We start from the raw sequence: 24,583 nt of genomic DNA on the forward strand, positions 1-24,583 counted from the left end.
AAAAATCAATAAACCTTAATGGTTGGAGGATTAACATATGATGGAAGAATTGAGTTTAGTAAAGCAACAAATGACAACGCTATTATCTGAGCTTAAGGAACAAGTTACATTAACTAGTGAACATATTTTGGTGATTGGTTGTAGTACGAGTGAGGTAAGTGGGAAAAAAATTGGCACATCTGGAACAATGGAGGTTGCAAAAGTATTATTCGAAACAATTAAAGCGTTTCAGAATGATACTGGAGTACAATTGGCATTTCAATGCTGTGAACATTTAAATAGAGCACTTGTTGTTCAAAAAGCTACGGCAAAACAGCAGTCATTAGAGGAAGTTACCGTAACTCCTGTTCGAACAGCAGGTGGTGCCCTAGCTTCTTATGCTTATAGAAACCTAGAAAATGCTGTAATAGTAGAGTTTATTAAAGCCGATGCTGGAATTGATATTGGCGATACATTAATTGGAATGCATTTAAAACATGTTGCAGTTCCATTAAGAACAAGTATAAAAGAAGTTGGACAAGCTCATATTTCTGTAGCGAAAACTCGTCCAAAATTAATAGGGGGAGAAAGAGCGATCTATTCCCTTGAAGAAGAAATTAATTTGTAATAGATAGTGAAAGAGGATTTAAGAACATCTAGGACGAAATGTTATATAGAATCAAAGATAAAAGATTTATTTCTATTGAAAATCATGGTAAGATATAATGGAATTCGGTCGTTTTTTCGAATGATATTGTTAATTTATACTTATAATGTTCGTGTTTTATTAAAAGGGGGATGTAGCCATGGAAAACTTAAAAAAGCAAGATCCATCATTGTATGAAGCAATTCAATTAGAATTAGGAAGACAACGTTCTAAAATTGAATTAATTGCTTCAGAAAACTTTGTAAGTGAAGCAGTTATGGAAGCACAAGGTTCAGTATTAACGAATAAATATGCTGAAGGTTACCCAAGTAAACGTTATTATGGTGGTTGCGAATACGTAGACATCGCTGAGAATATTGCTAGAGACCGTGCAAAAGAAATTTTTGGCGCAGAGCATGTAAATGTACAACCTCATTCAGGTGCTCAAGCAAATATGGCAGTTTATTTCACGATTTTAAAACATGGTGATACAGTATTAGGTATGAATTTATCACATGGTGGACATTTAACTCATGGAAGTCCTGTAAACTTTAGTGGACTTCAATATAACTTCGTTGAGTACGGAGTAGATCCAGAAACTCAAGTTATTAATTATGAAGATGTATTAGAAAAAGCTCGCGAGCATAAGCCAAAGCTAATTGTAGCAGGTGCAAGTGCATATCCAAGAGCGATCGACTTTAAAAAATTCCGTGAAATCGCTGATGAAGTAGGAGCGTTACTAATGGTTGATATGGCACATATCGCTGGTTTAGTAGCTGCTGGACTTCATCAAAATCCAGTACCTTTTGCTGACTTTGTTACAACGACAACTCATAAAACTTTACGTGGTCCACGTGGTGGAATGATTTTATGTAAAGAAGAGTATGCAAAAGCAATTGATAAATCAATTTTCCCTGGTATTCAAGGTGGACCATTAATGCACGTAATTGCTTCAAAAGCAGTAGCATTTGGTGAAGCTTTACAAGAAGACTTTAAAGTGTATGCTCAAGCGATCGTTGATAATGCGAACCGTTTAGCTGAAGCATTAAAAGCACAAGGAATCCAATTAGTATCTGGTGGTACTGACAATCATTTAATCTTAATTGATGTTCGTTCATTAGAATTAACTGGAAAAGTTGCAGAACATGTATTAGATGAAGTGGGTATTACTTGTAACAAAAATACAATTCCATTTGATCCAGCTAGTCCATTTGTAACAAGTGGAATTCGTATCGGTACAGCTGCAGTTACGTCTCGTGGATTTACACTAGAAGACATGGATGAAATAGCTTCTATTATTGCAGATACACTAAAAAATCATGAAAATGAAGAAGTACTTGAAACTTCACGCAAACGCGTTGAAGCATTATCAAGTAAATACGTATTATATCCTGCATATTAATCAATCAAAGTAGCCATTTATAGTGGCTACTTTTTTTATTTCGAATAGTAGGAATTGTACAATTTTAGACACAATAAGTTCAATATAATTTGTGAAACATTTCACAAATTGAGGGTTAAATTAGTTAAAATATAAATGTAATCATAAATAAATAAAATTGACGGAGGGGAAGTATATGTTTATTAATTTTTTAAGAACAAATAATATAGCGGCCGGTGTTTTAACGGTGCTTCGTCTATACTTGGGCTATTCTTGGATAACTGCAGGTTGGGGTAAATTAACTGGTGAGGGATTTGATGCGACAGGATTTCTAAAAGGAGCAATTGGTAGTGCGACTGGCGAGCATCCAGCAGTACAAACGTGGTGGGCTGACTTTTTAACTAGTTTTGCTTTACCGAATATAGATTTATTTAACTTCTTAGTACCAATTGGAGAATTTGCTGTAGGTCTTGGATTAATTCTTGGATGTTTTACAAAAACAGCGATGTTCTTTGGGTTAGTTATGAATTTCGCATTCTTATTTAGTGGAACGACAAGTACGAATCCACAACTAGTTTTATTAGGAATCTTTATTATTATTGCAGGTACAAATGCTGGTAAATTTGGTCTAGATACTTTTGTTGGTAAATATATTAATACAAAATTTCCTAATTTAAACACAAAAAATAATCAAATGATCTAAAGTGTTTGGAACTTATAAGTCAGTTGGCATATAAAAATGAAAAATATCTCTTTAAAGTATTCTAAGGATTTAACACTTTAAAGAGATATTTTCATTGTCTTATACTATTCTGATATACTTTTGAACATGTTAATAGGGACTGTATTTTGTAAAAGTGGCAAATGAAATGAAAACGATTTTAAGATGTGACTTGAATTATTTAAACTCTTTCGGTATTCTTTTTAAAGATAATATATTACTAAGTCTTTGCAAGGAGCGATATTAATGAGTAAAGTATACGTTTTTGATCATCCGTTAATTCAGCATAAAGTTACACTTATTCGTAGTAAAGATACGGGAACAAAAGAATTTCGTGCATTAGTAGATGAAGTTGCAGGGTTAATGGCATTTGAAATTACTAGAGATCTTCCATTACAAGAAGTTGAAATTCAAACACCAGTTGCAACTGCAAAATCAAAGGTAATCGCAGGTAAAAAATTAGGAATTGTTCCTATTTTACGTGCAGGTCTAGGAATGGTCGACGGATTCCTTCAACTTGTGCCTGCAGCAAAAGTTGGACACGTTGGCTTATATCGTGATCCAGAAACATTAAAGCCTGTTGAATATTATGTTAAACTTCCTACGGATGTAGAAGAACGTGATTTCATTGTAATCGATCCAATGTTAGCTACAGGTGGATCTGCTGTTGAGGCGATTAACTCATTAAAAACACGCGGTGCTAAAAACATTAAGTTTATGTGCTTAATTGCTGCTCCAGAAGGTGTTGAAATATTACAACAAGCACATCCTGATGTAGATATTTACATAGCTGCACTTGATGAAAAGTTAAACGATCATGGTTACATCGTACCTGGATTAGGGGACGCAGGAGATCGTTTATTTGGTACGAAATAACTAACGTAGCCCTGCCCGTCAAAGGCAAGCTTTTTAGCGTTGGTTCACATGCATACGGTGCTCATTACCTATTAGGGTAACTTCGCACCTCAAAAGACAAGTCGTTTCAATTAGTAAATAAAATGGGCTTTCCTTCATGGAAAGCTTTTTTATTTTATTAGTTTGAAAAAACTCTCAAAGAACAATGTTGGTATAAATTAAAATTAGAGTTATAATAATTAAAAATTTGTTTCGGAAATTGCTTTGGTTAAAAAGGGGATTAAAGTGGGATGTCACTAGAAAAACAGCGTTTAATAATAGATGCAGCAAGATTATATTACGATTCTGATTTTAGTCAACAAGAGATCGCCAATACTTTAGGTATCTCTCGTCCAACTGTTTCAAGATTACTTCAGCAAGCAAAGGAACTTGGTTATGTTCGGATCGAAATTATTGACCCACTAGAGGATAATCATGATTTAGCAAAAGAGTTAAAGAAAAAATATAATCTACAATCAGTCGAGGTTTGTTATTCTCCAATTGATGATTACAGTGAAGTCACACAGATTATTACAAAAAAAGCTGCAGATGTACTCGGTGATTATGTGAATGACGGTGATATTGTAGGGGTTACTTGGGGAACCACGATGTATCACATTGCTAAAAAATTAGAGAAAAAATCTGTAAAAGGTGTAGAAGTTATTCAGTTAAATGGTGGAATTAGTTATTCAAAAACGAATACATATGCATCTGAGACAGTAAACATGTTCGCTGAGGCGTTTAATACAATTCCTAGATATTTACCTTTACCAGTCATTTTTGATAATCCACAAGTAAAAGAAATGGTTGAATCAGACCGTCATATAGAAAGGTTAATTGAGCTTGGTAAACAATCGAATATAGGAATATTTACAGTCGGTACTGTAAAAAAAGACGCGTTGTTATTTAGAGTTGGATACTTTAATGAGGAAGAAGAACAGAATATACAAACTTATGCAGTAGGAGATATATGCTCACGTTTTTTTGATAACAATGGACAAATCTATTCAAATTTACTAAATAGCAGAACAATCGGTATTGAATTAGATGAGTTAAGGAATAAGGAAAAGTCCATTCTAGTGGCTGGTGGGGAGAAAAAAACTGATGCGATTAACGGCGCATTAGTTGGTAAATACGCTAATATATTAATTACAGATCAATTTACTGCTAAGCGATTATTAGAAATAAATAATGAATAAAAACCTATATTTTTTTAGTTGAAAGACTAATGAAATATAGGTTTTTTTATAGGAAAAACTAACCATGAACATAAGTTCAATTTATGTTTTACAAAATTTCACGAAGGTGATATAGTAAAACCATATTCAATAAGTTATTCAATAATGTGTTAAAAGTAGGGAATGACATTTTCATTTCCATTAAATTATAAAAATTAATTGAGGAGTGACCCGAATGAGTTACGCAAATTTAGTTGACCATACGTTATTACGTGCAGATGCAAGAAAAGAAGAGATTACAAAATTAGCTGAGGAAGCTAAAGAATTTAGCTTTGCTTCTGTATGTGTTAATCCTACATGGGTTTCATATGCTAGTGAATTATTAAAGGAATCAACTGTAAAAGTTTGTACAGTTATTGGTTTCCCTTTAGGTGCAAACACTCCTGAAGTAAAAGCATTTGAAACAAAGAATGCTATTGAAAATGGTGCAGATGAAGTTGATATGGTAATTAACATTGCAGCATTAAAAGATAACAATAACGAATTAGTTGAAAGAGACATTCGTGCGGTTGTTGAAGCTGCTAAAGGTAAAGCTTTAGTGAAAGTTATTATTGAAACTTGCTTATTAACAGACGAAGAAAAAGTTAGAGCTTGTGAATTATCAGTTAAAGCCGGAGCTGACTTCGTGAAGACATCTACTGGATTCTCAACTGGTGGAGCAACTGTTGAAGACGTAGCATTAATGCGTAAAACTGTTGGTGCAAACGTAGGAGTAAAAGCTTCTGGTGGAGTTCGCAACTTAAAAGATCTTGAAAATGTGGTATCTGTTGGTGCAACTCGTATTGGTACTAGCTCAGGCGTTAAGATTGTTCAAGGTGAAGAATCAAACACAGCTTATTAATATTAATTTCTAAATTTATTTAATTTACAAAAAAGTGTGTGGGTTATTGCTCTTTCTGAAATTCATTGTTAATATGTAAAAGCGAAGACAAAACTCACACACTTTTAAATGAATTGCCAAATTATTCATTAGAGGTGATAAAGAGATGAATACACAATCTTTAATAAATGAAGCTATCAAAGCAAGAGAAAATGCATATGCTCCTTACTCTAAATTTAAAGTAGGCGCAGCAATTTTGATGAATGATCAAACAGTGTTTACTGGTTGTAATGTTGAAAACGCTTCATACGGTCTTACAAATTGTGCTGAGAGAACAGCCATTTTTAGTGCAGTAGCTAATGGTAAAGGATCAGGTAAAATTGAAGCGATAGCAATTGTCGGTGATACAGAGGGACCAGTTTCTCCATGTGGCGCATGCAGACAAGTTATTGCTGAATTTAGTGATGAAAACACGAAAGTATTTTTAACAAACTTAAAAGGTGACGTCGCTGAAACAACAATTAACCAGTTATTACCAGGATTATTTAGCTCGAAAGATTTAGAAGTTTAATATATAGTAGATTAATAGTTGTCTGACATCTAACAAGCGTATTACTTGTCTGACATCTAACAAGTTTAAAACTGTGTACGTTTTGAAAGCGCTTATATAAAAATTAAAAATCTCGGGGGAGAGTAACATGAAATACATTATCGCACTTATTGGGCTATTAGTTGTATTTGGACTAGCTTTTATTGCTAGTAGCGATCGTAAAAACATCAAATATCGTCCAGTAGTAATCATGGTAGTTATTCAAATCGTTTTAGCTTTCTTATTATTAAATACAAATGTTGGTTTATTCTTAATTAAGGGTATATCAAATGGTTTCGGTAAATTATTAGAATATGCTGCTGAAGGTGTTAATTTCGTATTTGGCGGACTAGCAAATGATGGAGCGTTTCCTTTCTTCACAAATGTATTATTACCAATCGTTTTTATTTCTGCGTTAATTGGTATTTTACAATTTACAAAAGTTCTACCATTCATCATTAAATACATTGGTTTAATCTTAAGTAAGATTAATGGAATGGGTAAATTAGAGTCTTATAATGCTGTTGCTTCAGCTATTTTAGGACAATCTGAGGTTTTCATATCAGTTAAGAAACAATTGGGACATTTACCTAAAAATCGTCTTTACACATTATGTGCTTCAGCAATGTCAACTGTATCTATGTCAATCGTTGGTGCTTACATGACAATGATCGAGCCAAAATATGTTGTAACTGCTATTGTTTTAAATTTATTTGGTGGTTTTATTATTTCATCAATTATTAATCCTTACACTGTAACTGCTGAAGAGGATATTTTAGAAGTTCAAGAAGAAGAAAAACAAACATTCTTTGAAATGCTTGGCGAATATATTTTAGATGGATTTAAAGTAGCAATTATTGTTGCGGCAATGTTAATTGGTTTTGTTGCAATCATTGGAGCGGTTAATAATATCTTTGATATGATTTTTGGTATCTCATTCCAAGGAATTCTTGGTTATGTATTTGCTCCATTTGCGTTCATTATGGGTGTACCGTTTAAAGAAGCTGTTTCTGCAGGTAGTATTATGGCTACTAAATTAGTGTCAAACGAGTTCGTAGCTATGATGGATCTTGGTAAACAAGCAAAAGAATTTAGCCCACGTACATTAGGAATCGTTTCTGTATTCTTAGTATCATTTGCTAACTTCTCTTCAATCGGTATTATCGCAGGTGCGGTTAAAGGTTTACATGAAAAACAAGGTAATGTTGTTGCTCGTTTCGGTCTTAAATTATTATTCGGTGCAACATTAGTAAGTGTATTAACAGCGATTATCGTAGGTATCGTTTTAAATTAAATTTATCCAAGCGTTTGATTTTATATCAAGCGCTTGTACTTTTTTTCAGTTAAATCATATTTCTAGGAGGGTTGAGTTTAATAAGATCGTTTCTTTCTTATTAGATGAATCGCTATGGCAACTGTAGGATTACTTTTATCTGGTGCGACGCTATTTTTAAATAGTCTTGTATTATTAAATAAAGCTGATGCAAAAAGTGCATCACTTTTAAATATATTTGTTGGTGCATTACAAGTAATCATTCCTTTATATTTAATAACGAATATGGGGGATGGCAAGTGGGAATTATATAATCTAGCTTGTATTTTTTTCTTTGGAATTACTTATTTATATAATGGTTTTACTAATTTAAAAGGTTTTAGTGCTACTGGCTTAGGTTGGTTTTCACTTTGGGTTTCAATTATGTCTGTTTTATATGCATTAGTAAGCTTTATACTTATTCATGATATCGTGAACGGATTGTTGTGGGTTCTTTGGGCTTACTTATGGTACTTATTCTTTGCAGGCATAGTGTTAGGAAAGAAAATTGAAAGATATACAGGTATTGTCGCTATGATTCAATCTTGGATTACAATTACACTTCCTGCGTTCTTAATGATACTAGGTGTATGGCAAAATGAAGTTGTTACGAAAACTTGGATTGTTATTTTAGGCGCAGCAGTTTTATACTTTGTAATGAATGAAGTGAAATCTATTGTTAAACAGAAAAGATTTCAACTATTTAACCAGGCTGAATTAAAAAACTAATGAAGTGTTTCAAATATATATGTAGCTTGTAGACTAACTTTTAGGGATTAACCCGTTAAGTTAGTCTTTTTTTATTTTCTTGGTTAAACGATAATTCATAACCAATTGAGATAATGATAGATTTCTATTGATAATGCTCGCAAATCGTTCAAGTGTTGAACTGTTAAAATTATGAGTAGAAATTTATGTTTTCTTTAGAGAAAATTTCCTTTTTATACATGAATGAAGGAGTAGTGAGAAATGATATAGGAAAATAAATGTCTAAAAAGGAGAAAGTTCATTGAATGAAAAAGTATTATTTTAAAATAATTATATGTCTAGTTTTCTTCCTTGTTCCAATGAAAAATTATGCTGTTTTGGCAAATGATCAGCAGAAAAAAGTAGCGTTATTCTCGATTAAGGATGGGATGCTAACGCAAGCGCTAAAGTATATGGGAAAATATTACCCTGATATAAAGGTGAGGCAAAAGTTTACAGAAACATATTATGGATTTTCCGTATCTGGCTCACTGGAGGAACTGTCTCAAATAGCAAAGATGCCTTTAGTAAATGATTTTCATTTCGTCACTACCTACAAAGCACATGTGGAGGAAAGCATTCCTTTTATCGGTGCAGATGAAGCAGAGAATTATAAAGATCAACGTGGAAGAATCATTACGGGTGAAGGAATAAAAGTCGGCATAATTGATACTGGTGTTGATTATCGACACCCAGATTTAAAATCAAATTATAGTGGCGGATACGATACGATCGATCAAGATAAAGATCCGATGGAGACAAGGCTTGAAGAAAGAAGTACATTCCACGGAACTCATGTTGCAGGAGTAATTGCGGCTAACGGTAAAAGAAAAGGTGTAGCACCAAAGGCGCAAATCTATGCATATCGAGCACTAGGACCAGGTGGAGTAGGAACATCAGAAACGGTATTGGCAGCAATCGAACGCGCGGTAAAGGATAAGGTCGACATTATAAACTTATCTCTTGGCAACGAAGTGAACGGACCGGATTGGCCAACGAGTATTGCTTTAAATAAAGCAGTAGAAAAAGGCGTGCTTGCAATAACTGCAGCAGGAAACTCTGGCCCCGGATTATGGACAGTTGGGTCACCTGCCACTGCAGCAAAAGCTCTATCAGTTGGTGCGAGTTATCCACCTTTGTATTTCCCGTCTATTCATATTAAAGAAAAAGAACAAATTATTACCCCAATGATCGGATCTTCAAAGTGGGCAAGGGATTTAGAAGGTAAAATCGTTTTTAAAAAGTACGGAGATAAGAGTGAAATGAAGAGAGTTCGAAATAAATTCGTATTGTTAGAAAGAGGGAAACTTACATTTACGGATAAGGTTAAAAATGCAGAAGCAGCGGGTGCGAAAGCAGTTATCGTCTTTAATAATGTGGATGGTGATTTTGTAGGACAAATAAAAGGAAATACAAAAATACCTGCTGCTACTGTCTCAAGAAAAGTAGGATTAGCGATTCAAAAAGAAATAGAAAAGGGTAAAACGATTGCGACGACCGGGCAAGAAAAAAAGGTCGATGTGTTAGCGGATTTTAGTTCAAGAGGTCCAGTTACTGGGACATGGCAAATGAAACCAGATCTAGTTGCGCCTGGTGTGCAAATTAAAAGTACAATTCCCGGAGGTTATTTATCATTACAGGGCACGAGTATGGCTAGCCCACATGTTGCAGGTGCAGCAGCTTTACTCAAACAATTACATCCTAATTGGAGTATGGATGATTTAAAAAGCGTCCTTGTAAATACGGCGACACCATTATATAAGAATAATAAAACAATCTATCATTCATATGAACAAGGTGCCGGTAGATTGGATATTGATAAAGCTTTAGAAACTGAAACAACACTTTATCCTACCTCTTTATCTTTGGGGGTAACTAAGAAAGCGAGTGCTCCAATAGAGAAGGTCTTCACTGTTAGGGTTTCTAATAAATCAAATAAAGAAAAACAAGTAATGACGATAAATAATCAACAAGTTAACGGAATAAAATGGGTATTACCAAAACCTTTCACTATTCCAGCAAACACTTCTAAGTCCATCAAGCTCCATGCAACAGTGGACACAAAGGTTTTAAAAGATGGATTCTATGACGGTGCAATTACAATTAGTACGCCAGATGAAAGATTAAGAATGCCTTACTTATTGCTTCAAGGAGAACCGAATTTCCCGACTGTAATGGGATTTCACTTTGGTAGGGTGAAAGGAAAAGGTAAAGGTAGTTATAAATATGAATTATATTTACCGAGTAAAGTTGAGGAATTCAAAATTGCTGTGTTTGAAGCAGAGACATTTCGTTTGATAGATGTAATTGATCAACAAAAGAACAGTGAGCGTGGAATTATAAAGAAGGAGTTGGTATTAAAGAACTTTCCAAAAAGTGGCATTTACAAGTTTGTGATCTTTTATAAACGTAAACAATATGAGAGTGCAACTGAATCTTATGTAAATGTTTCTAAAATATATGTAGAAGACTAAAAATTGGTAAGCTATTTTTAATAGTTTTTTAATTTAAGTAATTGACACATTTTTGTAACATATTGTATGCTTAACATGAATGTTTAAAAGGGTTTTTATTGAATGTAAACCCTTTCTATTTAAATATTTTGAATATGTGAACATTTTGTGAACTTAGCTTTAATGTGGAGATTTTAATAAATATTTGTTGTATCATAAACCATGATAAGAATTTTGGCAATTTTTTGGGAAAGAATGAAAATTGACGAGTGGAGGGATTGGCTATGAAAAACAACAATCAACATCCTCTTAAAGCAATGGCACTCATGTCTTCCATTCTAGCTCAACTTGTTGGATCTATTCTAATAGGAATCTTTCTCGGAAGATGGATTGACACATATTTTGATTGGCCTGTTCCAGTATTTATGATAATCGGATTATTATTAGGATTATTCACTGGTATCTACGGCACACTTAAGCTAATTAAGCAATTTACTCCAGGGGACTAGTTACATGCAAAAAGAACATTTTAGACGTTTCGCACGAGATATGTTATACATTACTGCCCTTGCAGTTTTAGGATGGGCATTTACCGATTATAAAACAATCTTTACAGGTTATATTCTCGGTATCGTAACTAGCTTTTACTGTATATGGATTCTACACAGAAAGATAAATACCTTTTTTGATCGAGTTTTAAAGCAACAAAAAGTTCGTTCACTTGGTACTGTAATTTGTCTTTCAGCGGTGGCTCTAGCTATGGTCATCGCCCTTCGGTATGACGATTTTGTCAATATACCGGCATTAACGGTGGGACTAATGACAGGACATCTTGTCATTATGATAAATTTTGCATTACAACATACGTCTTTTGCAAGGAAGAGAGGTGAATAAATTGGAACACGGTACAATTCCATTACATTATTTTGGTTTAGATTTTACTTTAACAAATGTTCTGATGACAACTGTTGCTGCAGTAATTGTTTTTATCATCGCAGTTACATGTGCTAGAAGTCTTAAACTACGTCCATCTGGAAAGCAAAACTTTTTAGAATGGGTAATAGATTTCGTTAAAAACATTATCAACAGTACAATGGATTGGGAAACTGGTGGTCGCTTCCTTACATTAGGTGTGACATTACTTATGTACATATTTGTTTCAAATATGTTAGGCCTTCCATTCGATATTTCTATCGATGGAAAATCAGTTTGGAAATCACCTACATCTGACCCAGTTATTACGTTATCTTTAGCAATCTTTATTGTTGGGTTATCACATTATTATGGTATTAAAATGAGAGGCTTTAAGGCTTATGGAAAAGGATTTTTCCAGCCGATGGGATTCTTATTTCCACTAAAGATTATTGAGGAATTAGCTAATACGTTAACGCTAGGTCTTCGTCTTTACGGGAACATTTTTGCAGGTGAGATTTTATTAGGTTTACTTGCAACAATGGGAACACATGCTTATGCAACAAGTGCAGGAGAGGGTATTCTTTGGACAATCGCTGCAGCAGTACCAATGCTAGTATGGCAAGGTTTCTCTGTTTTCGTTGGTTCAATCCAAGCGTTTATCTTCGTAATGTTAACAATGGTTTACCTGTCACATAAAGTGGCGGACGAGCATTAATTGCTCATTAAATTAGTTAGTTCGTTAAAATTAAAATAAAAATATATTTCTTAGGTATAAGAAGGAGGAAATTTAAAATGGCTTTAATCGCAGCGGCAATCGCAATAGGTTTAGGTGCACTAGGTGCAGGTATTGGTAACGGTTTAATTGTATCACGTACAGTAGAAGGTGTTGCTCGTCAACCAGAATTACGTTCAACTCTTCAAACTTTAATGTTCATCGGGGTTGCATTAGTTGAGGCACTTCCAATCATCGCAGTAGTTATCGCTTTCATGGCTTTCGGTAAAGCGTAAGATTATACAATTATTTAAAAATGGCGAAGTTTGTGTTCACATTTACTTCGCCTTTCCTTTATGACACTCGTTATAAAGATTCCTTTTGAAAGTTAAGTTCGGTCAGTTAGAGACTCGAACTATGTTATAAAGAAAAAATCTATTAAATGAAACCCTTGAAGGGAGTGAAGGCTTGTGTTAAACGGATCATTATTCGTATTAGCTGAAGCAGGGCATGGCGGAGTACCTTGGGGCAATGTCGTGTATCAATTAGTAATCTTCTTAATTTTACTTGCTCTTTTACGTAAGTATGCATTAGGACCAGTAATGGGAATTATGAAACAACGTGAAGATCACATCGCTAATCAATTAGATTCAGCTGAAAAAAGTAATGCTGAAGCAATGAAACTAGTTGAAGAGCAAAAGCAAGAGTTAGTTGCAGCTCGTACAGAAGCTCGTGAGCTTCTTGAGAAAGCTAGAAAACAAGCTGATGTTCAACGTGAAGAAATCGTTGCAGCAGCAAAAGCTGAAGCTGAAAACATGAAAGAAAGCGCTAAGCGTGAAATTACTCGTGAAAAAGAGCTTGCAGTACAATCAGTTCAACAACAAGTGGCTTCATTATCTGTATTAATTGCTTCTAAAGTACTTGAAAAAGAAGTGAAGTCTGAAGACGCATCTGCTATTTTTGATCAATATCTTAAAGAAGTAGGCGAAGCGAAATGAGTAACGAATTAGTTGCAAAACGCTATGCAAACGCTCTTTTTGAATTAGCAACAGAACAAAATTTAGTAGAAACAGTTGAACATGACTTACAAATTGTAAAAAAGGAATATGTAGAAAACAATGAATTACACAAGTTTCTACAACATCCTGGAATCACAAAAGAAAGCAAAAAGTCTGTATTAAATGAGACATTTGCTTCAATCTCTGAAACTGTACTTAACCTAGTTTGCTTACTAGTTGATCGCCAACGTTTAAGCATCATTCCAAACTTAGTAACTGAGTATGTGAATATTGCGAATCAAAATCGTAATATTGCAGATGCAACTGTTTACTCTGTAACGGCAATGACTTCTGAAGAACTAGAAAAAATCGGAGCTCTATTCGCTTCGAAATTAGGTAAAAATTCTATACGAATCAAAAACGAAATTGATTCATCATTAATTGGTGGTTACAAAGTTCGTGTTGGAAATCGTATTTTTGACGGCAGCTTAAAAAATAAGCTTGTACGTATTGAACGTGAATTAATCGCAAAATAGTTTGTAGATAGGGGTGAAATGCATGAGCATCAAAGCTGAAGAAATCAGTGCGCTGATTAAAAAGCAAATCGAAAATTACCAAACTGAAATAGAAGTTAGTGATGTTGGTACAGTTATCCAAGTTGGTGACGGTATCGCTCGTGCTCATGGTCTTGACCAATGTATGTCTGGAGAGCTAGTTGAGTTCTCTAACGGCGTTATGGGACTAGCACAAAACTTAGAAGAAAACAACGTAGGTATTATCATCTTAGGACCTTACACAGGTATTAAAGAAGGCGACGAAGTTCGTCGTACTGGACGCATCATGCAAGTTCCAGTTGGTGAAGCATTAGTAGGACGTGTAGTAAACTCATTAGGTCAACCAGTTGATGGATTAGGCCCAATTGAAACAACTAAAACTCGTCCAATCGAAAACGCAGCACCAGGCGTAATGGCACGTAAATCAGTACATGAGCCATTACAAACAGGTATCAAAGCGATCGACGCTCTTGTACCAATCGGACGTGGACAACGTGAGTTAATTATCGGTGACCGTCAAACTGGTAAAACAGCAGTTGCTATCGATACAATTCTTAACCAAGCTGACCAAGACATGATCTGTATCTATGTTGCGATCGGACAAAAAGAATCAACAGTTCGTGGACTTGTTGAAACTTTACGTAAGCATGGCGCTTTAGATTACACAATCGTTGTAACTGCACCTGCTTCATCTCCAGCTCCAATGTTATACTTAGCTCCTTTCGCTGGTGTAACAATGGGTGAAGAGTTTATGTACAATGGTAAACACGTATTAGTAGTATACGATGATTTATCTAAACAAGCGGTAGCTTACCGTGAGCTTTCATTACTATTAAAACGTCCTCCAGGCCGTGAAGCATATCCAGGGGATGTATTCTACTTACACTCTCGCTTATTAGAGCGTGCAGCTAAGTTAAATGATGAGTTAGGTGGCGGTTCATTAACTGCATTACCATTCATCGAAACACAAGCTGGTGATATCTCAGCTTATATTCCAACAAACGTAATCTCGATTACTGACGGACAAATCTTCTTACAGTCTGACTTATTCTTCTCTGGCGTACGTCCAGCGATTAACGCAGGTCTTTCTGTATCACGTGTTGGTGGTTCAGCGCAAACAAAAGCGATGAAATCAGTAGCAGGTACGCTACGTCTTGACTTAGCGTCATTCCGTGAGCTTGAAGCATTTGCTGCGTTCGGTTCTGACTTAGATAAAGCTACGCAAGCTAAACTTAACCGTGGTGCTCGTACAGTTGAAATCTTAAAACAAGGTTTACACAAACCTTTAAAAGTAGAAAAACAAGTAGTTAGTCTTTATGCTCTAACACGTGGTCACTTAGACAGCGTTCCAGTTGAAGACATTACTCGTTTTGAAGAAGAAATGTTATCTTGGATGGATTCAAATGCTAAAGGTCTTTTAGATGCTATTCGTACAACTGGTAAATTACCAAACGAAGCTGACCTTAACGCTGCGATCGAAAGCTTTAAAAAGAACTTTGTTGCTTCTAAATAAGAAAGCAATTTAAATAACTGATATTGAAGGAACGAGCTTTAGCTCGTCCTTCCTTTAACTGTTTACCAAAAGGTGGTGAAAACCTGTGGCATCATTACGCGATATAAAAACGAAAATTAATTCAACAAAAAAGACAAGCCAAATCACAAAAGCGATGGAGATGGTTTCTGCTGCGAAATTAAACCGTGCTGACCAAAATGCTAAGCAATTTGTTCCTTATATGGAAAAAATGCAAGAAGTAGTTGGTAGCATAGCAAAAGGTGTAAACAGTAGACATCCGATGCTTGTAACTCGTCCTGTTAAAAAGACTGGTTATATTGTTATCACTTCAGACCGTGGTTTAGCTGGTGCATTCAATAGTAATGTATTACGTGCTGTAACAAATACAATTAAAGAGCGTCATCGTTCAAATGATGAGTTTGCTGTTATTGTATTAGGACGTGTTGGACGTGATTACTTTAATCGTTTAGGTTATCCAATCGTTGAAGAGGTTCTAGGTATTCCTGATCAACCTTCATTCGATGACATTCAAAAATTTGCTAATCGTACAGTTCAAATGTACTCTGATGGCATTTTTGATGAGCTATACTTATCTTACAACCATTTCGTAAGCAAGATTTCTCAAGAAGTTACTGAGAAAAAGCTTTTACCTTTAACAGATATTGACACAGGTAAAGCTACAACTAATTACGAATTTGAACCTTCTGATGATGAAATCTTAGAAGTTTTACTGCCACAATACGCAGAAAGCTTAATCTACGGTGCATTATTAGATAGTAAAGCAAGTGAACATGCTTCTCGTATGACGGCTATGAAAAGTGCGACTGATAATGCGAAAGAAGTTATTAGTAAGCTTACTCTTCACTATAACCGTGCACGTCAAGCTGCAATTACACAAGAAATTACTGAGATTGTCGGCGGTGCAGCAGCATTAGGTTAATTCTGCCTTCAATGACATATAAATCGTTCGGCTTTTAAGGAAACAATGCTAGGAGGAAAAGCGATGAGCAATGGTATTATTACTCAGGTATTAGGACCAGTAGTAGACGTTAAGTTCGAAAACGGCCAATTACCACAAATTTATCATGCGTTACGTGTTCGTCAAGAAGCGGGCAGCGCAAATGAAGTTAACATTGATTTAACATTAGAAGTTGCTCTTCACTTAGGTGACGATACTGTTCGTACAGTTGCAATGGCTTCAACTGATGGATTAGTACGTGGAATGGAAGCAGTTAACACAGCTAAACCAATTTCGGTTCCAGTTGGTGACGCTACATTAGGACGCGTATTCAATGTATTAGGTGACAACATTGACTTAGACGAAGAATTAGGGGAAGACGTTCGTCGTGACCCAATTCACCGTCAAGCACCTAAATTTGAAGAATTAACTACAAAAGTAGAAATCCTTGAAACTGGTATCAAAGTAGTAGACTTATTAGCTCCTTATATCAAAGGTGGTAAAATCGGTCTATTCGGTGGTGCGGGTGTAGGTAAAACTGTATTAATTCAAGAATTAATCAACAACATCGCACAAGAGCACGGCGGTATTTCAGTATTCGCTGGTGTAGGTGAGCGTACTCGTGAAGGTAACGACTTATACCACGAAATGAAAGACTCAGGCGTTATCAAGAAAACAGCGATGGTATTCGGACAAATGAATGAGCCACCTGGAGCACGTCAACGTGTTGCATTAACTGGTTTAACAATGGCTGAATATTTCCGTGATGAGCAAGGACAAGACGTGTTATTCTTTATCGATAACATCTTCCGTTTCACTCAAGCAGGTTCAGAGGTTTCTGCCCTATTAGGTCGTATGCCTTCTGCGGTAGGTTACCAACCAACTCTTGCTACTGAAATGGGTCAATTACAAGAGCGTATTACTTCAACAAACAAAGGTTCTGTAACTTCGATTCAAGCGATTTACGTACCAGCCGATGACTATACGGATCCAGCACCAGCTACAGCGTTCGCTCACTTAGATGCAACAACTAACTTAGAGCGTCGTTTATCTGAGATGGGTATTTACCCAGCGGTAGATCCATTAGCATCTACATCTCGTGCGTTAAACCCAGAAATCGTTGGAGCTGAGCACTATGAAGTAGCTCGTCAAGTTCAATCAACATTACAACGTTATAGAGAACTTCAAGATATCATCGCAATCTTAGGTATGGATGAGTTATCAGAAGAAGATAAATTAGTCGTAGCTCGTGCTCGTCGTATTCAATTCTTCTTATCTCAAAACTTCCACGTTGCGGAGCAATTCACTGGACAAAAAGGTTCTTACGTACCAGTTAAAGAAACTGTAAGTGGATTCAAAGAGATCTTAGAAGGTAAATATGATACTCTTCCTGAAGATGCATTCCGTTTAGTTGGACGCATTGAAGAAGTAGTAGAAAAAGCAAAAACACTAGTATAATATTTGTCTAATTGAAATCTCGTTCTTTCATCGATTGATAATAAGAACTTGATTTGCTCACAAAGCTAGACAGGAGGAGTTAACTATGAAGACAATGAAAGTCAGTATCGTCACTCCTAATGGACCGGCTTATGAAGGCGAAACAGAATTCGTTAGCACGAAAGCAACTAGCGGTGAGCTTGGTATTTTACCTGGACACATTTCAACTGTGGCACCGTTAGCAACAGCACCTGTTAAAATTAAAACACCAACTGGAACTGATTTTGTTGCAGTTAGTGGCGGATTCATTGAAATTCGACCTGAAGCCGTTACAATATTGGCTCAATCTGCTGAAGCATCAACTGAAATTAATGTTGAGCGTGCAGTAGAAGCAAAAAAACGTGCAGAACAACGTTTACAAGAAAAACGTCCTGACATAGACATCAAACGTGCGGAACTTGCTTTACATAAAGCAATGAACCGTCTGAATGTAGCACAATATAAGTAATTTTTATAAAAAAGAGGGCCCTTACAGGGCTCTTTTTTTTATTGGTTTGATGTAAGTTATAATAGTTTCTGACTACTTAATCTCTCATCATAAACAACTCCCTCTTTTTTCTCATCATCACATGAATGTACTCAGATTTTTTTCGACAATTGCTTTTATTGAGTAAGTTGTGGAAATGTTGATAACTTTCTGTGGATTTGTGGATAACTTTTATATTGATATAAAAATTTGATAAACATCCTAATTTATTTAATGACACTGTTAATTTTATTTGATGATTTTAGCTAAATACACTAAGAGTATTAAAAGAGAATAGTTGGTTCGAGAGTAATTGGAATGGAAATTAACATGCTTACTAAACAAAGCCTATATAAAAACTACATTTTACTTATAAGCTAATACAATTTTTTAGATTTGAGCATCGTGCATTTTGTTTTTTAAAAATACTATTCAAATTTAGAATAATTCTTAATTATTATCGACACGTTTTTGTCACATTTGTTATAATGGATACGATTACAAAACTGAATTATAAAAATTAATGAAAAATACATTATATTTATAATAAACATATAATGTAGAGCTCTGTAGTAAGGGGAGGGACAAGTTTCGTGAATGCTTATTTAAATAACTATGTGATTGTTGCTGTGTTTTTAATTATAGGAATTGCACTTCCGGTTGTTGCACTTTCCATTATCGGAAAAATATTAAGACCACATGCACCAACTGAAGCGAAGAAAACGACTTATGAAAGTGGTATCGAACCATTCCATGATGCAAAAGTACGTTTTCATGCTGGTTATTATATTTTCGCACTACTTTTCGTAATATTTGATGTTGAAACTGTTTTCTTATATCCGTGGGCAGTTGCATTTGATCAATTAGGATTCTTTGCTTTTGTAGAAATGATCATCTTTATTCTTATGCTACTACTTGGACTTATTTATGCTTGGAAGAAGAAGGTGTTGAAATGGTTATGAAGCTAGATGGAATTTCTGTTGCTGAAATGGAAGAACTTCAAAAGAATATTTTTTTCACAACTCTTGAAGAAGTGAAAGCTTGGGCAAGAAGTAACTCGTTATGGCCATTAACATTCGGGTTAGCTTGTTGTGCGATTGAAATGATGGGTGTAGGATCATCTCATTATGACTTGGACCGTTTTGGTTCGTTTTTTCGAACATCTCCTCGTCAATCAGATGTAATGATTGTTTCAGGTACTGTTACAAAGAAAATGGCACCTATTGTGAAACGACTTTATGATCAAATGCCAGAACCGAAATGGGTTATTGCTATGGGCTCATGTGCAACAGCTGGTGGACCATATATTAATTCGTATGCAGTAGTAAAAGGTGTCGATCAAATTATTCCTGTAGATGTATATATACCAGGATGTCCTCCGAATCCGGCAGCTCTAATTTATGGTATCAATAAATTAAAAGAGAAAATTCGTTACGAAGCTAAGACTGGGAAGCAGGTGACGAATAAATGAGTAAGGAAAAATCAAAAGAACAATTAAAGAAAGAAGCTGTAGAGAAAGCAAAAGAAGCAGCCCGTCGTAAAATGGAACAACTAAAGGCTGAAAAAGAAGCAGCTGATGGAGCGATTCCATCGACAGATACTTCGGAAGTATCAGATGAGGATAAAGCGAAAACACTTGCTGAAGCAAAAGCGAAAGCAGTAGCAGAGGCAAAGGCAAAAGCGGCTGAAATAGCGAAACAAAAAGCAAAAGAGGCAGTTGAAACGAGCGTTGAAGAAAAAAGTGAAGCGCTTACAAACGATTCTTTAGAAGAAGATAAAGAAAAAGCTCTAGCATTAGCAAAGGCAAAAGCAGTAGCAGCTGCAAAAGCAAAGGCGGCAGCACTAGCAAAACAAAAAGCTTTAGAAGCTTCGGGATCTAATGAAAGCTCGACCGAAACGAAAAATACAGAGTCTACATTAGAAGGTTCAGATGAAGATAAAGCGAAAGCCTTAGCGGCAGCGAAGGCAAAAGCGGTAGCGGCTGCAAAAGCAAAGGCGGCAGCATTAGCAAAACAAAAAGCAAGTGGTGAAGAAGAATCACCATCAGAAGGTACGGATGATGAAAAGGCGAAAGCAATCGCAGCAGCTAAAGCAAAAGCAGTCGCAGCAGCGAAGGCGAAAGCAGCAGCACTAGCGAAACAAAAAGCAGCAGGTGGCGGTGAAGCGGCTCCTGTAGAGGGATCCGATGATGAAGCAGCAAAAGCTAAAGCAAAGGCGATTGCAATCGCAAAGGCAAAAGCAGCAGCTGCAGCGAAAGCCAAAGGAAAAACAGATGGTGACGCTAATGCGCCAGTTGAAGAGGCAAAACCTTCTCACAACCAGCCTTTACTTGATGAAGTCAAAGCTTTAATAGAAAAAGAATTTGGAACTGAGGTTATTGAGGAAGCATCAATCAATACCCTTTCTAAGCATGATCTTACATTTACACTTAAAAGAGATGCTTATTATAAAGTAGCTAAATTCTTAAAATATAATGAGCAACTTGAATTCACGTATTTATCAGGATTACATGGAACGGATTTTGTGGAATACATGGAAGTTTATTCTTACATATATTCGTATAAGCGTAAGCATGGTATTGCTTTAAAGGTAAAAGCAGATCGTGAACAACCAGTAGTTGATAGTATAGCGACGATTTGGGAAGGTGCAAACTGGCCTGAACGTGAAACATATGACTTACTAGGTATTGAGTTCGTAGGACATCCGAAGTTAGAACGTATTTTATTACCTGAAACTTGGGTTGGATATCCGTTAAGAAAAGATTACGTACAATTTGACGAGGGGGTGTAAGATTAGCCATGATACGTACGGAAGAAATGCTATTAAATGTTGGTCCTCAGCATCCTAGTACACACGGTGTATTTCGTCTTGTGTTAAAGATAGATGGAGAGATCATTAAAGAAGCAACTCCAGTCATCGGTTATCTACACCGAGGCACTGAAAAAATCGCTGAAAATCTTCAATATACACAAATCATTCCATATACAGACCGATTGGATTATCTTTCTGCTATGACAAATAACTATGTCATTTGCCATGCAGTAGAAACAATGATGGATATTAAGGTTCCAGATCGAGCAGAATACTTACGCGTTATTTCAATGGAATTAGGAAGAATTGCGAGTCACTTAGTTTGGTGGGGTACAAACCTTCTAGATATTGGTGCAGTTAGTCCATTTCTATATGCATTCCGCGAACGCGAAATGATCATCAATCTATTAAATGAGCTTTGTGGAGCTAGATTAACATTTAACTACATGCGAGTTGGTGGAGTGAAATGGGATGCTCCAGAGGGATGGATTGAAAAGGTAGAAGAGTTTATTCCATATATGAGAGAGCAGTTAAAGGGTTATCATGATCTTGTTTCTGGAAATGAAATCTTTATTAATCGTGTAAAAGGCGTTGGTACTTATACACAAGAAGAGGCTATTAATTATTCATTAAGTGGTGCAAACCTTCGTTGTACTGGTATAAAATATGACCTTCGTAAAGATGCACCATATTCGATTTACGATCGTTTCGACTTTGATGTACCAGTTGGAACTGTAGGCGATGCATGGGACCGCTATATGTGTAGAATGCTAGAGATTGAAGAATCACTGAAAATTTTAGAACAAGCCGTTGCACAGTTCCCTGAAGAAGGAGATATTTTAGCGAAAGTACCTAAAATCATTAAAGCTCCTAAAGGTGAAGGCTATGTAAGAATTGAATCTCCTCGTGGAGAAATTGGTTGCTACATCGCTAGTGATGGCAAAAAAGAACCATATCGTTTGAAGTTTAGACGACCATCTTTCTATAACTTACAAATCCTTCCGAAACTATTAGAGGGTGAAAACATAGCAAACTTAATTACTATTTTAGGTGGTATTGATATTGTACTTGGGGAGGTAGACGGTTAATGATTGAAAATCTACTACAGAGTACACCGACTTGGATCAATTTTCTCGTTTATTTAGGTTTAGGCGTTATTTTTCTATTTGTTGTTTTAGGGTTCGTAACCTTTGGAATTCTATCAGAACGTAAAGTTATGGGTTTTATGCAAGGACGTATTGGTCCAAACCAAGTAGGTGGAAAATACGGGTTACTTCAAACAGTAGCGGATGTTTTAAAACTTTTACTGAAAGAAGATACAATTCCGAAAGCAGCAGATAAGCCTTTATTCTTACTTGCACCAATTATTGCTTTTGCTCCTGCATTTATGGTTTTAGCAACTTTACCATTTACAGAGAACTTACAATTTGCAGATATTGGCGTCGGCTTACTTTATTATATTGCAGTTTCTGGTTTAACAACTGTAGGTGTTGTTACAGCAGGTTGGGCATCAAATAATAAATATTCACTTATTGGTGGTATGCGTGCTGCAGCACAAATGATTTCTTATGAAATTCCACTTGTAATGAGTGTTCTAGGCGTTATTTTGTTAACAGGAAGCTTAAATTTAAATGATATCGTCAATGCACAAGATAATGTATGGTTTATCGTTACTCAACCAATTGCATTTATCGTATTCTTAATTGCTGCAGTGGCAGAATTAAATCGTACACCATTTGACTTACCAGAAGCAGAATCTGAGTTAGTCGCAGGTTATCATACGGAGTTCTCAGGTTTCCGATGGGCATTCTTTATGTTATCTGAGTATGTTTACTTCTTTGCAATGTGTTCATTAATAACAGTTCTATTTTTAGGTGGATGGAAACCAATTGTGTTCTTAGATTTTATTCCAGGTGCAGTTTGGTTCTCATTAAAATTTAGTGCGGTACTATACTTATTAATTTGGTTCCGTGTAACGTTCCCACGTTTAAGAGCTGACCAATTAATGGAGTTCGGTTGGAAAGTACTATTACCAGTTTCATTAGCAAATATCGTTATTACAGCTTTAGTGAAAAGCTTATTCTACTAAACTAGAAGACCAATCTAAAGGGGTGTGAGTCATGATTGGGTTAGTAAAAGGATTAAAATATACGCTTCAAAACTTAACGCGCGAGAAAGTAACATATGATTATCCAAATCAATCGATTCCGTTACCAGATCGTTTTCGTGGAATTCAAAAGTTTTATCCAGAAAAATGTATCGTTTGTAACCAATGTTCAGCAATTTGTCCAACAGACTGTATTACATTAACTGGTAAAAAACATCCAGATCCTACGAAAAAAGGAAAAATTATCGACACATATGATATCAATTTTGAAATTTGTATCTTATGTGATTTATGTACAGAGGTTTGTCCTACTGAAGCAATCATTATGACAAACAACTTTGAACTAGCTGAATATTCACGTGATGAATTATTTAAAGATTTACAATGGCTTGATGAAAATGACCAAAACATTCGAAAGGAGAATAAAGCATGAGTGGTTTTGTAGTTGCTTTTTTTCTTCTTTCTCTGGCAGCAATTTTAGGTGGCGTAATGATGTTAAATTCAACGAAAGTTATGCATATGATGCTTTCACTTGTTTTGACATTCATTAGCATTGCAGGAATTTACGTTCTTCTATCTGCGGAGTTTGTAGCCGTTGTACAAATATTAATCTACTCAGGTGCAATTACCATTCTAATGATTTTCGGAATCATGTTAACAAAGCATGATGTTGAAAGTGAAAAGCCAAAAAGAAATTGGCGCAATATTGCTTCATTGATTGGCGTTGTAGCATTTGGAGTAGTTATATTTTTAGGAATAAATGGACTTTCAATAGATAGTCAAGACGTAGATTTAGCAACAAATAATACGAAAAATATTGGTTTACAATTATTTTCGAATTACGTTGTACCATTTGAAGTAATGTCTGTTTTATTATTAATCGCTTTAGTTGGTGCGATTATTTTAGCAAAATCTGATGATTCAAAAGAGGAGGGTACGAAGGAATGAGTTCAGTTCCAATTAATGCTTATCTTCTTTTAGCTCTAATTTTATTTTGTATCGGATTGTACGGTGCATTAACGAAACGTAATACAGTAATCGTATTAATTTGTATCGAGTTAATGTTAAATGCAGCAAACATTAATTTAGTTGCATTTAGTAAATTAGGTGTTACACCTTCATTAACTGGACAAATTTTCTCATTATTTACAATTTCAGTAGCGGCTGCTGAAGCAGCTGTTGGCGTTGCAATACTAATTGCTTGGTATCGTCATCGTCAAACTGTCAATATCGATGAAGCTGATTCATTGAAAAGATAACAAGGAGGTGGAA

Annotated in this window: 28 protein-coding genes; all 28 read left to right on the forward strand. The window is 35.5% G+C overall.

The window, feature by feature from the left end; all coding sequences use genetic code 11:
- Positions 1 to 40 precede the first annotated feature (40 nt).
- The 28 genes from ABID96_RS00765 (at position 41) to nuoK (ending at position 24,570) form a co-directional block, all read left to right on the forward strand.
- Complete coding sequence (locus ABID96_RS00765) at positions 41 to 607, forward strand: TIGR01440 family protein (RefSeq protein WP_192603697.1); 567 nt, start codon at positions 41 to 43, stop codon at positions 605 to 607.
- Between the two features lie 178 nt (positions 608 to 785).
- A complete protein-coding gene (gene glyA / locus ABID96_RS00770; protein WP_192603577.1) occupies positions 786 to 2,027 on the forward strand; it encodes a serine hydroxymethyltransferase in 1,242 nt (413 codons plus the stop codon).
- Between the two features lie 175 nt (positions 2,028 to 2,202).
- Complete coding sequence (locus ABID96_RS00775; RefSeq protein ID WP_192603576.1) at positions 2,203 to 2,709, forward strand: DoxX family protein; 507 nt, start codon at positions 2,203 to 2,205, stop codon at positions 2,707 to 2,709.
- 264 nt (positions 2,710 to 2,973) lie between these two features.
- Complete coding sequence (gene upp / locus ABID96_RS00780) at positions 2,974 to 3,603, forward strand: uracil phosphoribosyltransferase (protein WP_088001407.1); 630 nt, start codon at positions 2,974 to 2,976, stop codon at positions 3,601 to 3,603.
- Between the two features lie 269 nt (positions 3,604 to 3,872).
- On the forward strand, positions 3,873 to 4,820 hold the full coding sequence (locus ABID96_RS00785) for a DNA-binding transcriptional repressor DeoR (protein WP_192603575.1): 948 nt from the start codon (positions 3,873 to 3,875) through the stop codon (positions 4,818 to 4,820).
- A gap of 214 nt (positions 4,821 to 5,034) precedes the next feature.
- Positions 5,035 to 5,700: a deoxyribose-phosphate aldolase gene (gene deoC, locus ABID96_RS00790; protein WP_088001403.1), complete on the forward strand. Its 666-nt coding sequence runs from the start codon at positions 5,035 to 5,037 to the stop codon at positions 5,698 to 5,700.
- A gap of 145 nt (positions 5,701 to 5,845) precedes the next feature.
- Positions 5,846 to 6,250 carry a cytidine deaminase gene (locus ABID96_RS00795; protein ID WP_088001401.1) on the forward strand — a complete coding sequence of 135 codons (405 nt, stop codon included), beginning with the start codon at positions 5,846 to 5,848 and terminating at the stop codon, positions 6,248 to 6,250.
- Between the two features lie 127 nt (positions 6,251 to 6,377).
- Positions 6,378 to 7,562, forward strand: a complete 1,185-nt coding sequence (locus tag ABID96_RS00800) for a NupC/NupG family nucleoside CNT transporter (RefSeq protein ID WP_088001399.1) — start codon at positions 6,378 to 6,380, stop codon at positions 7,560 to 7,562.
- Between the two features lie 114 nt (positions 7,563 to 7,676).
- Positions 7,677 to 8,309 carry an AmiS/UreI family transporter gene (locus tag ABID96_RS00805; protein WP_192603574.1) on the forward strand — a complete coding sequence of 211 codons (633 nt, stop codon included), beginning with the start codon at positions 7,677 to 7,679 and terminating at the stop codon, positions 8,307 to 8,309.
- A gap of 284 nt (positions 8,310 to 8,593) precedes the next feature.
- Positions 8,594 to 10,801 carry a S8 family serine peptidase gene (locus ABID96_RS00810; RefSeq protein ID WP_192603573.1) on the forward strand — a complete coding sequence of 736 codons (2,208 nt, stop codon included), beginning with the start codon at positions 8,594 to 8,596 and terminating at the stop codon, positions 10,799 to 10,801.
- Positions 10,802 to 11,064: 263 nt separating this feature from the next.
- Positions 11,065 to 11,289 (forward strand): AtpZ/AtpI family protein, encoded by a 225-nt coding sequence (locus ABID96_RS00815; protein ID WP_088001393.1) that lies wholly within the window; start codon positions 11,065 to 11,067, stop codon positions 11,287 to 11,289.
- Between the two features lie 4 nt (positions 11,290 to 11,293).
- Entirely contained in the window at positions 11,294 to 11,674 is a 381-nt protein-coding gene (locus tag ABID96_RS00820; RefSeq protein ID WP_088001391.1) for an ATP synthase subunit I, read from the forward strand.
- 1 nt (position 11,675) lies between these two features.
- Positions 11,676 to 12,410, forward strand: coding sequence for a F0F1 ATP synthase subunit A (gene atpB, locus ABID96_RS00825; protein ID WP_192603572.1), 735 nt, complete (start codon positions 11,676 to 11,678; stop codon positions 12,408 to 12,410).
- A gap of 77 nt (positions 12,411 to 12,487) precedes the next feature.
- Entirely contained in the window at positions 12,488 to 12,703 is a 216-nt protein-coding gene (atpE, locus tag ABID96_RS00830) for a F0F1 ATP synthase subunit C (protein WP_025568599.1), read from the forward strand.
- A gap of 174 nt (positions 12,704 to 12,877) precedes the next feature.
- The gene (gene atpF / locus ABID96_RS00835) at positions 12,878 to 13,405 is read left to right on the forward strand and encodes a F0F1 ATP synthase subunit B (RefSeq protein ID WP_192603571.1); all 528 of its coding nucleotides are present in this window, start codon (positions 12,878 to 12,880) and stop codon (positions 13,403 to 13,405) included.
- Positions 13,402 to 13,941, forward strand: a complete 540-nt coding sequence (locus ABID96_RS00840) for a F0F1 ATP synthase subunit delta (protein ID WP_192603570.1) — start codon at positions 13,402 to 13,404, stop codon at positions 13,939 to 13,941. The genes atpF and ABID96_RS00840 overlap by 4 nt, the downstream gene beginning before the upstream one ends.
- Positions 13,942 to 13,963: 22 nt before the next feature.
- Complete coding sequence (gene atpA / locus ABID96_RS00845; RefSeq protein WP_088001383.1) at positions 13,964 to 15,472, forward strand: F0F1 ATP synthase subunit alpha; 1,509 nt, start codon at positions 13,964 to 13,966, stop codon at positions 15,470 to 15,472.
- Between the two features lie 85 nt (positions 15,473 to 15,557).
- A complete protein-coding gene (atpG, locus tag ABID96_RS00850) occupies positions 15,558 to 16,412 on the forward strand; it encodes an ATP synthase F1 subunit gamma (protein WP_088001381.1) in 855 nt (284 codons plus the stop codon).
- Between the two features lie 63 nt (positions 16,413 to 16,475).
- Positions 16,476 to 17,888, forward strand: coding sequence for a F0F1 ATP synthase subunit beta (gene atpD, locus ABID96_RS00855; RefSeq protein ID WP_088001378.1), 1,413 nt, complete (start codon positions 16,476 to 16,478; stop codon positions 17,886 to 17,888).
- 85 nt (positions 17,889 to 17,973) lie between these two features.
- Entirely contained in the window at positions 17,974 to 18,375 is a 402-nt protein-coding gene (locus ABID96_RS00860) for a F0F1 ATP synthase subunit epsilon (protein ID WP_192603569.1), read from the forward strand.
- A 611-nt stretch (positions 18,376 to 18,986) separates the two neighbouring features.
- Complete coding sequence (locus ABID96_RS00865) at positions 18,987 to 19,355, forward strand: NADH-quinone oxidoreductase subunit A (protein ID WP_088001374.1); 369 nt, start codon at positions 18,987 to 18,989, stop codon at positions 19,353 to 19,355.
- Complete coding sequence (locus ABID96_RS00870) at positions 19,346 to 19,864, forward strand: NuoB/complex I 20 kDa subunit family protein (RefSeq protein WP_088001372.1); 519 nt, start codon at positions 19,346 to 19,348, stop codon at positions 19,862 to 19,864. Before ABID96_RS00865 ends, ABID96_RS00870 begins: the two co-directional genes overlap by 10 nt.
- Entirely contained in the window at positions 19,861 to 21,183 is a 1,323-nt protein-coding gene (locus ABID96_RS00875; RefSeq protein WP_192603568.1) for an NADH-quinone oxidoreductase subunit C, read from the forward strand. The genes ABID96_RS00870 and ABID96_RS00875 overlap by 4 nt, the downstream gene beginning before the upstream one ends.
- A gap of 8 nt (positions 21,184 to 21,191) precedes the next feature.
- On the forward strand, positions 21,192 to 22,292 hold the full coding sequence (locus tag ABID96_RS00880) for an NADH-quinone oxidoreductase subunit D (protein ID WP_192603567.1): 1,101 nt from the start codon (positions 21,192 to 21,194) through the stop codon (positions 22,290 to 22,292).
- A complete protein-coding gene (gene nuoH / locus ABID96_RS00885) occupies positions 22,292 to 23,293 on the forward strand; it encodes an NADH-quinone oxidoreductase subunit NuoH (protein WP_088001366.1) in 1,002 nt (333 codons plus the stop codon). The genes ABID96_RS00880 and nuoH overlap by 1 nt, the downstream gene beginning before the upstream one ends.
- Before the next feature lie 31 nt (positions 23,294 to 23,324).
- The gene (gene nuoI / locus ABID96_RS00890; protein WP_088001364.1) at positions 23,325 to 23,744 is read left to right on the forward strand and encodes an NADH-quinone oxidoreductase subunit NuoI; all 420 of its coding nucleotides are present in this window, start codon (positions 23,325 to 23,327) and stop codon (positions 23,742 to 23,744) included.
- A complete protein-coding gene (locus tag ABID96_RS00895; RefSeq protein WP_088001362.1) occupies positions 23,741 to 24,259 on the forward strand; it encodes an NADH-quinone oxidoreductase subunit J in 519 nt (172 codons plus the stop codon). Before nuoI ends, ABID96_RS00895 begins: the two co-directional genes overlap by 4 nt.
- The gene (gene nuoK / locus ABID96_RS00900) at positions 24,256 to 24,570 is read left to right on the forward strand and encodes an NADH-quinone oxidoreductase subunit NuoK (protein WP_088001360.1); all 315 of its coding nucleotides are present in this window, start codon (positions 24,256 to 24,258) and stop codon (positions 24,568 to 24,570) included. The genes ABID96_RS00895 and nuoK overlap by 4 nt, the downstream gene beginning before the upstream one ends.
- The last annotated feature ends 13 nt before the right edge of the window (positions 24,571 to 24,583 follow it).

It is taken from the genome of Gottfriedia sp. OAE603 (assembly GCF_040543965.1).
Taxonomy (GTDB): domain Bacteria; phylum Bacillota; class Bacilli; order Bacillales; family Bacillaceae_G; genus Gottfriedia; species Gottfriedia solisilvae.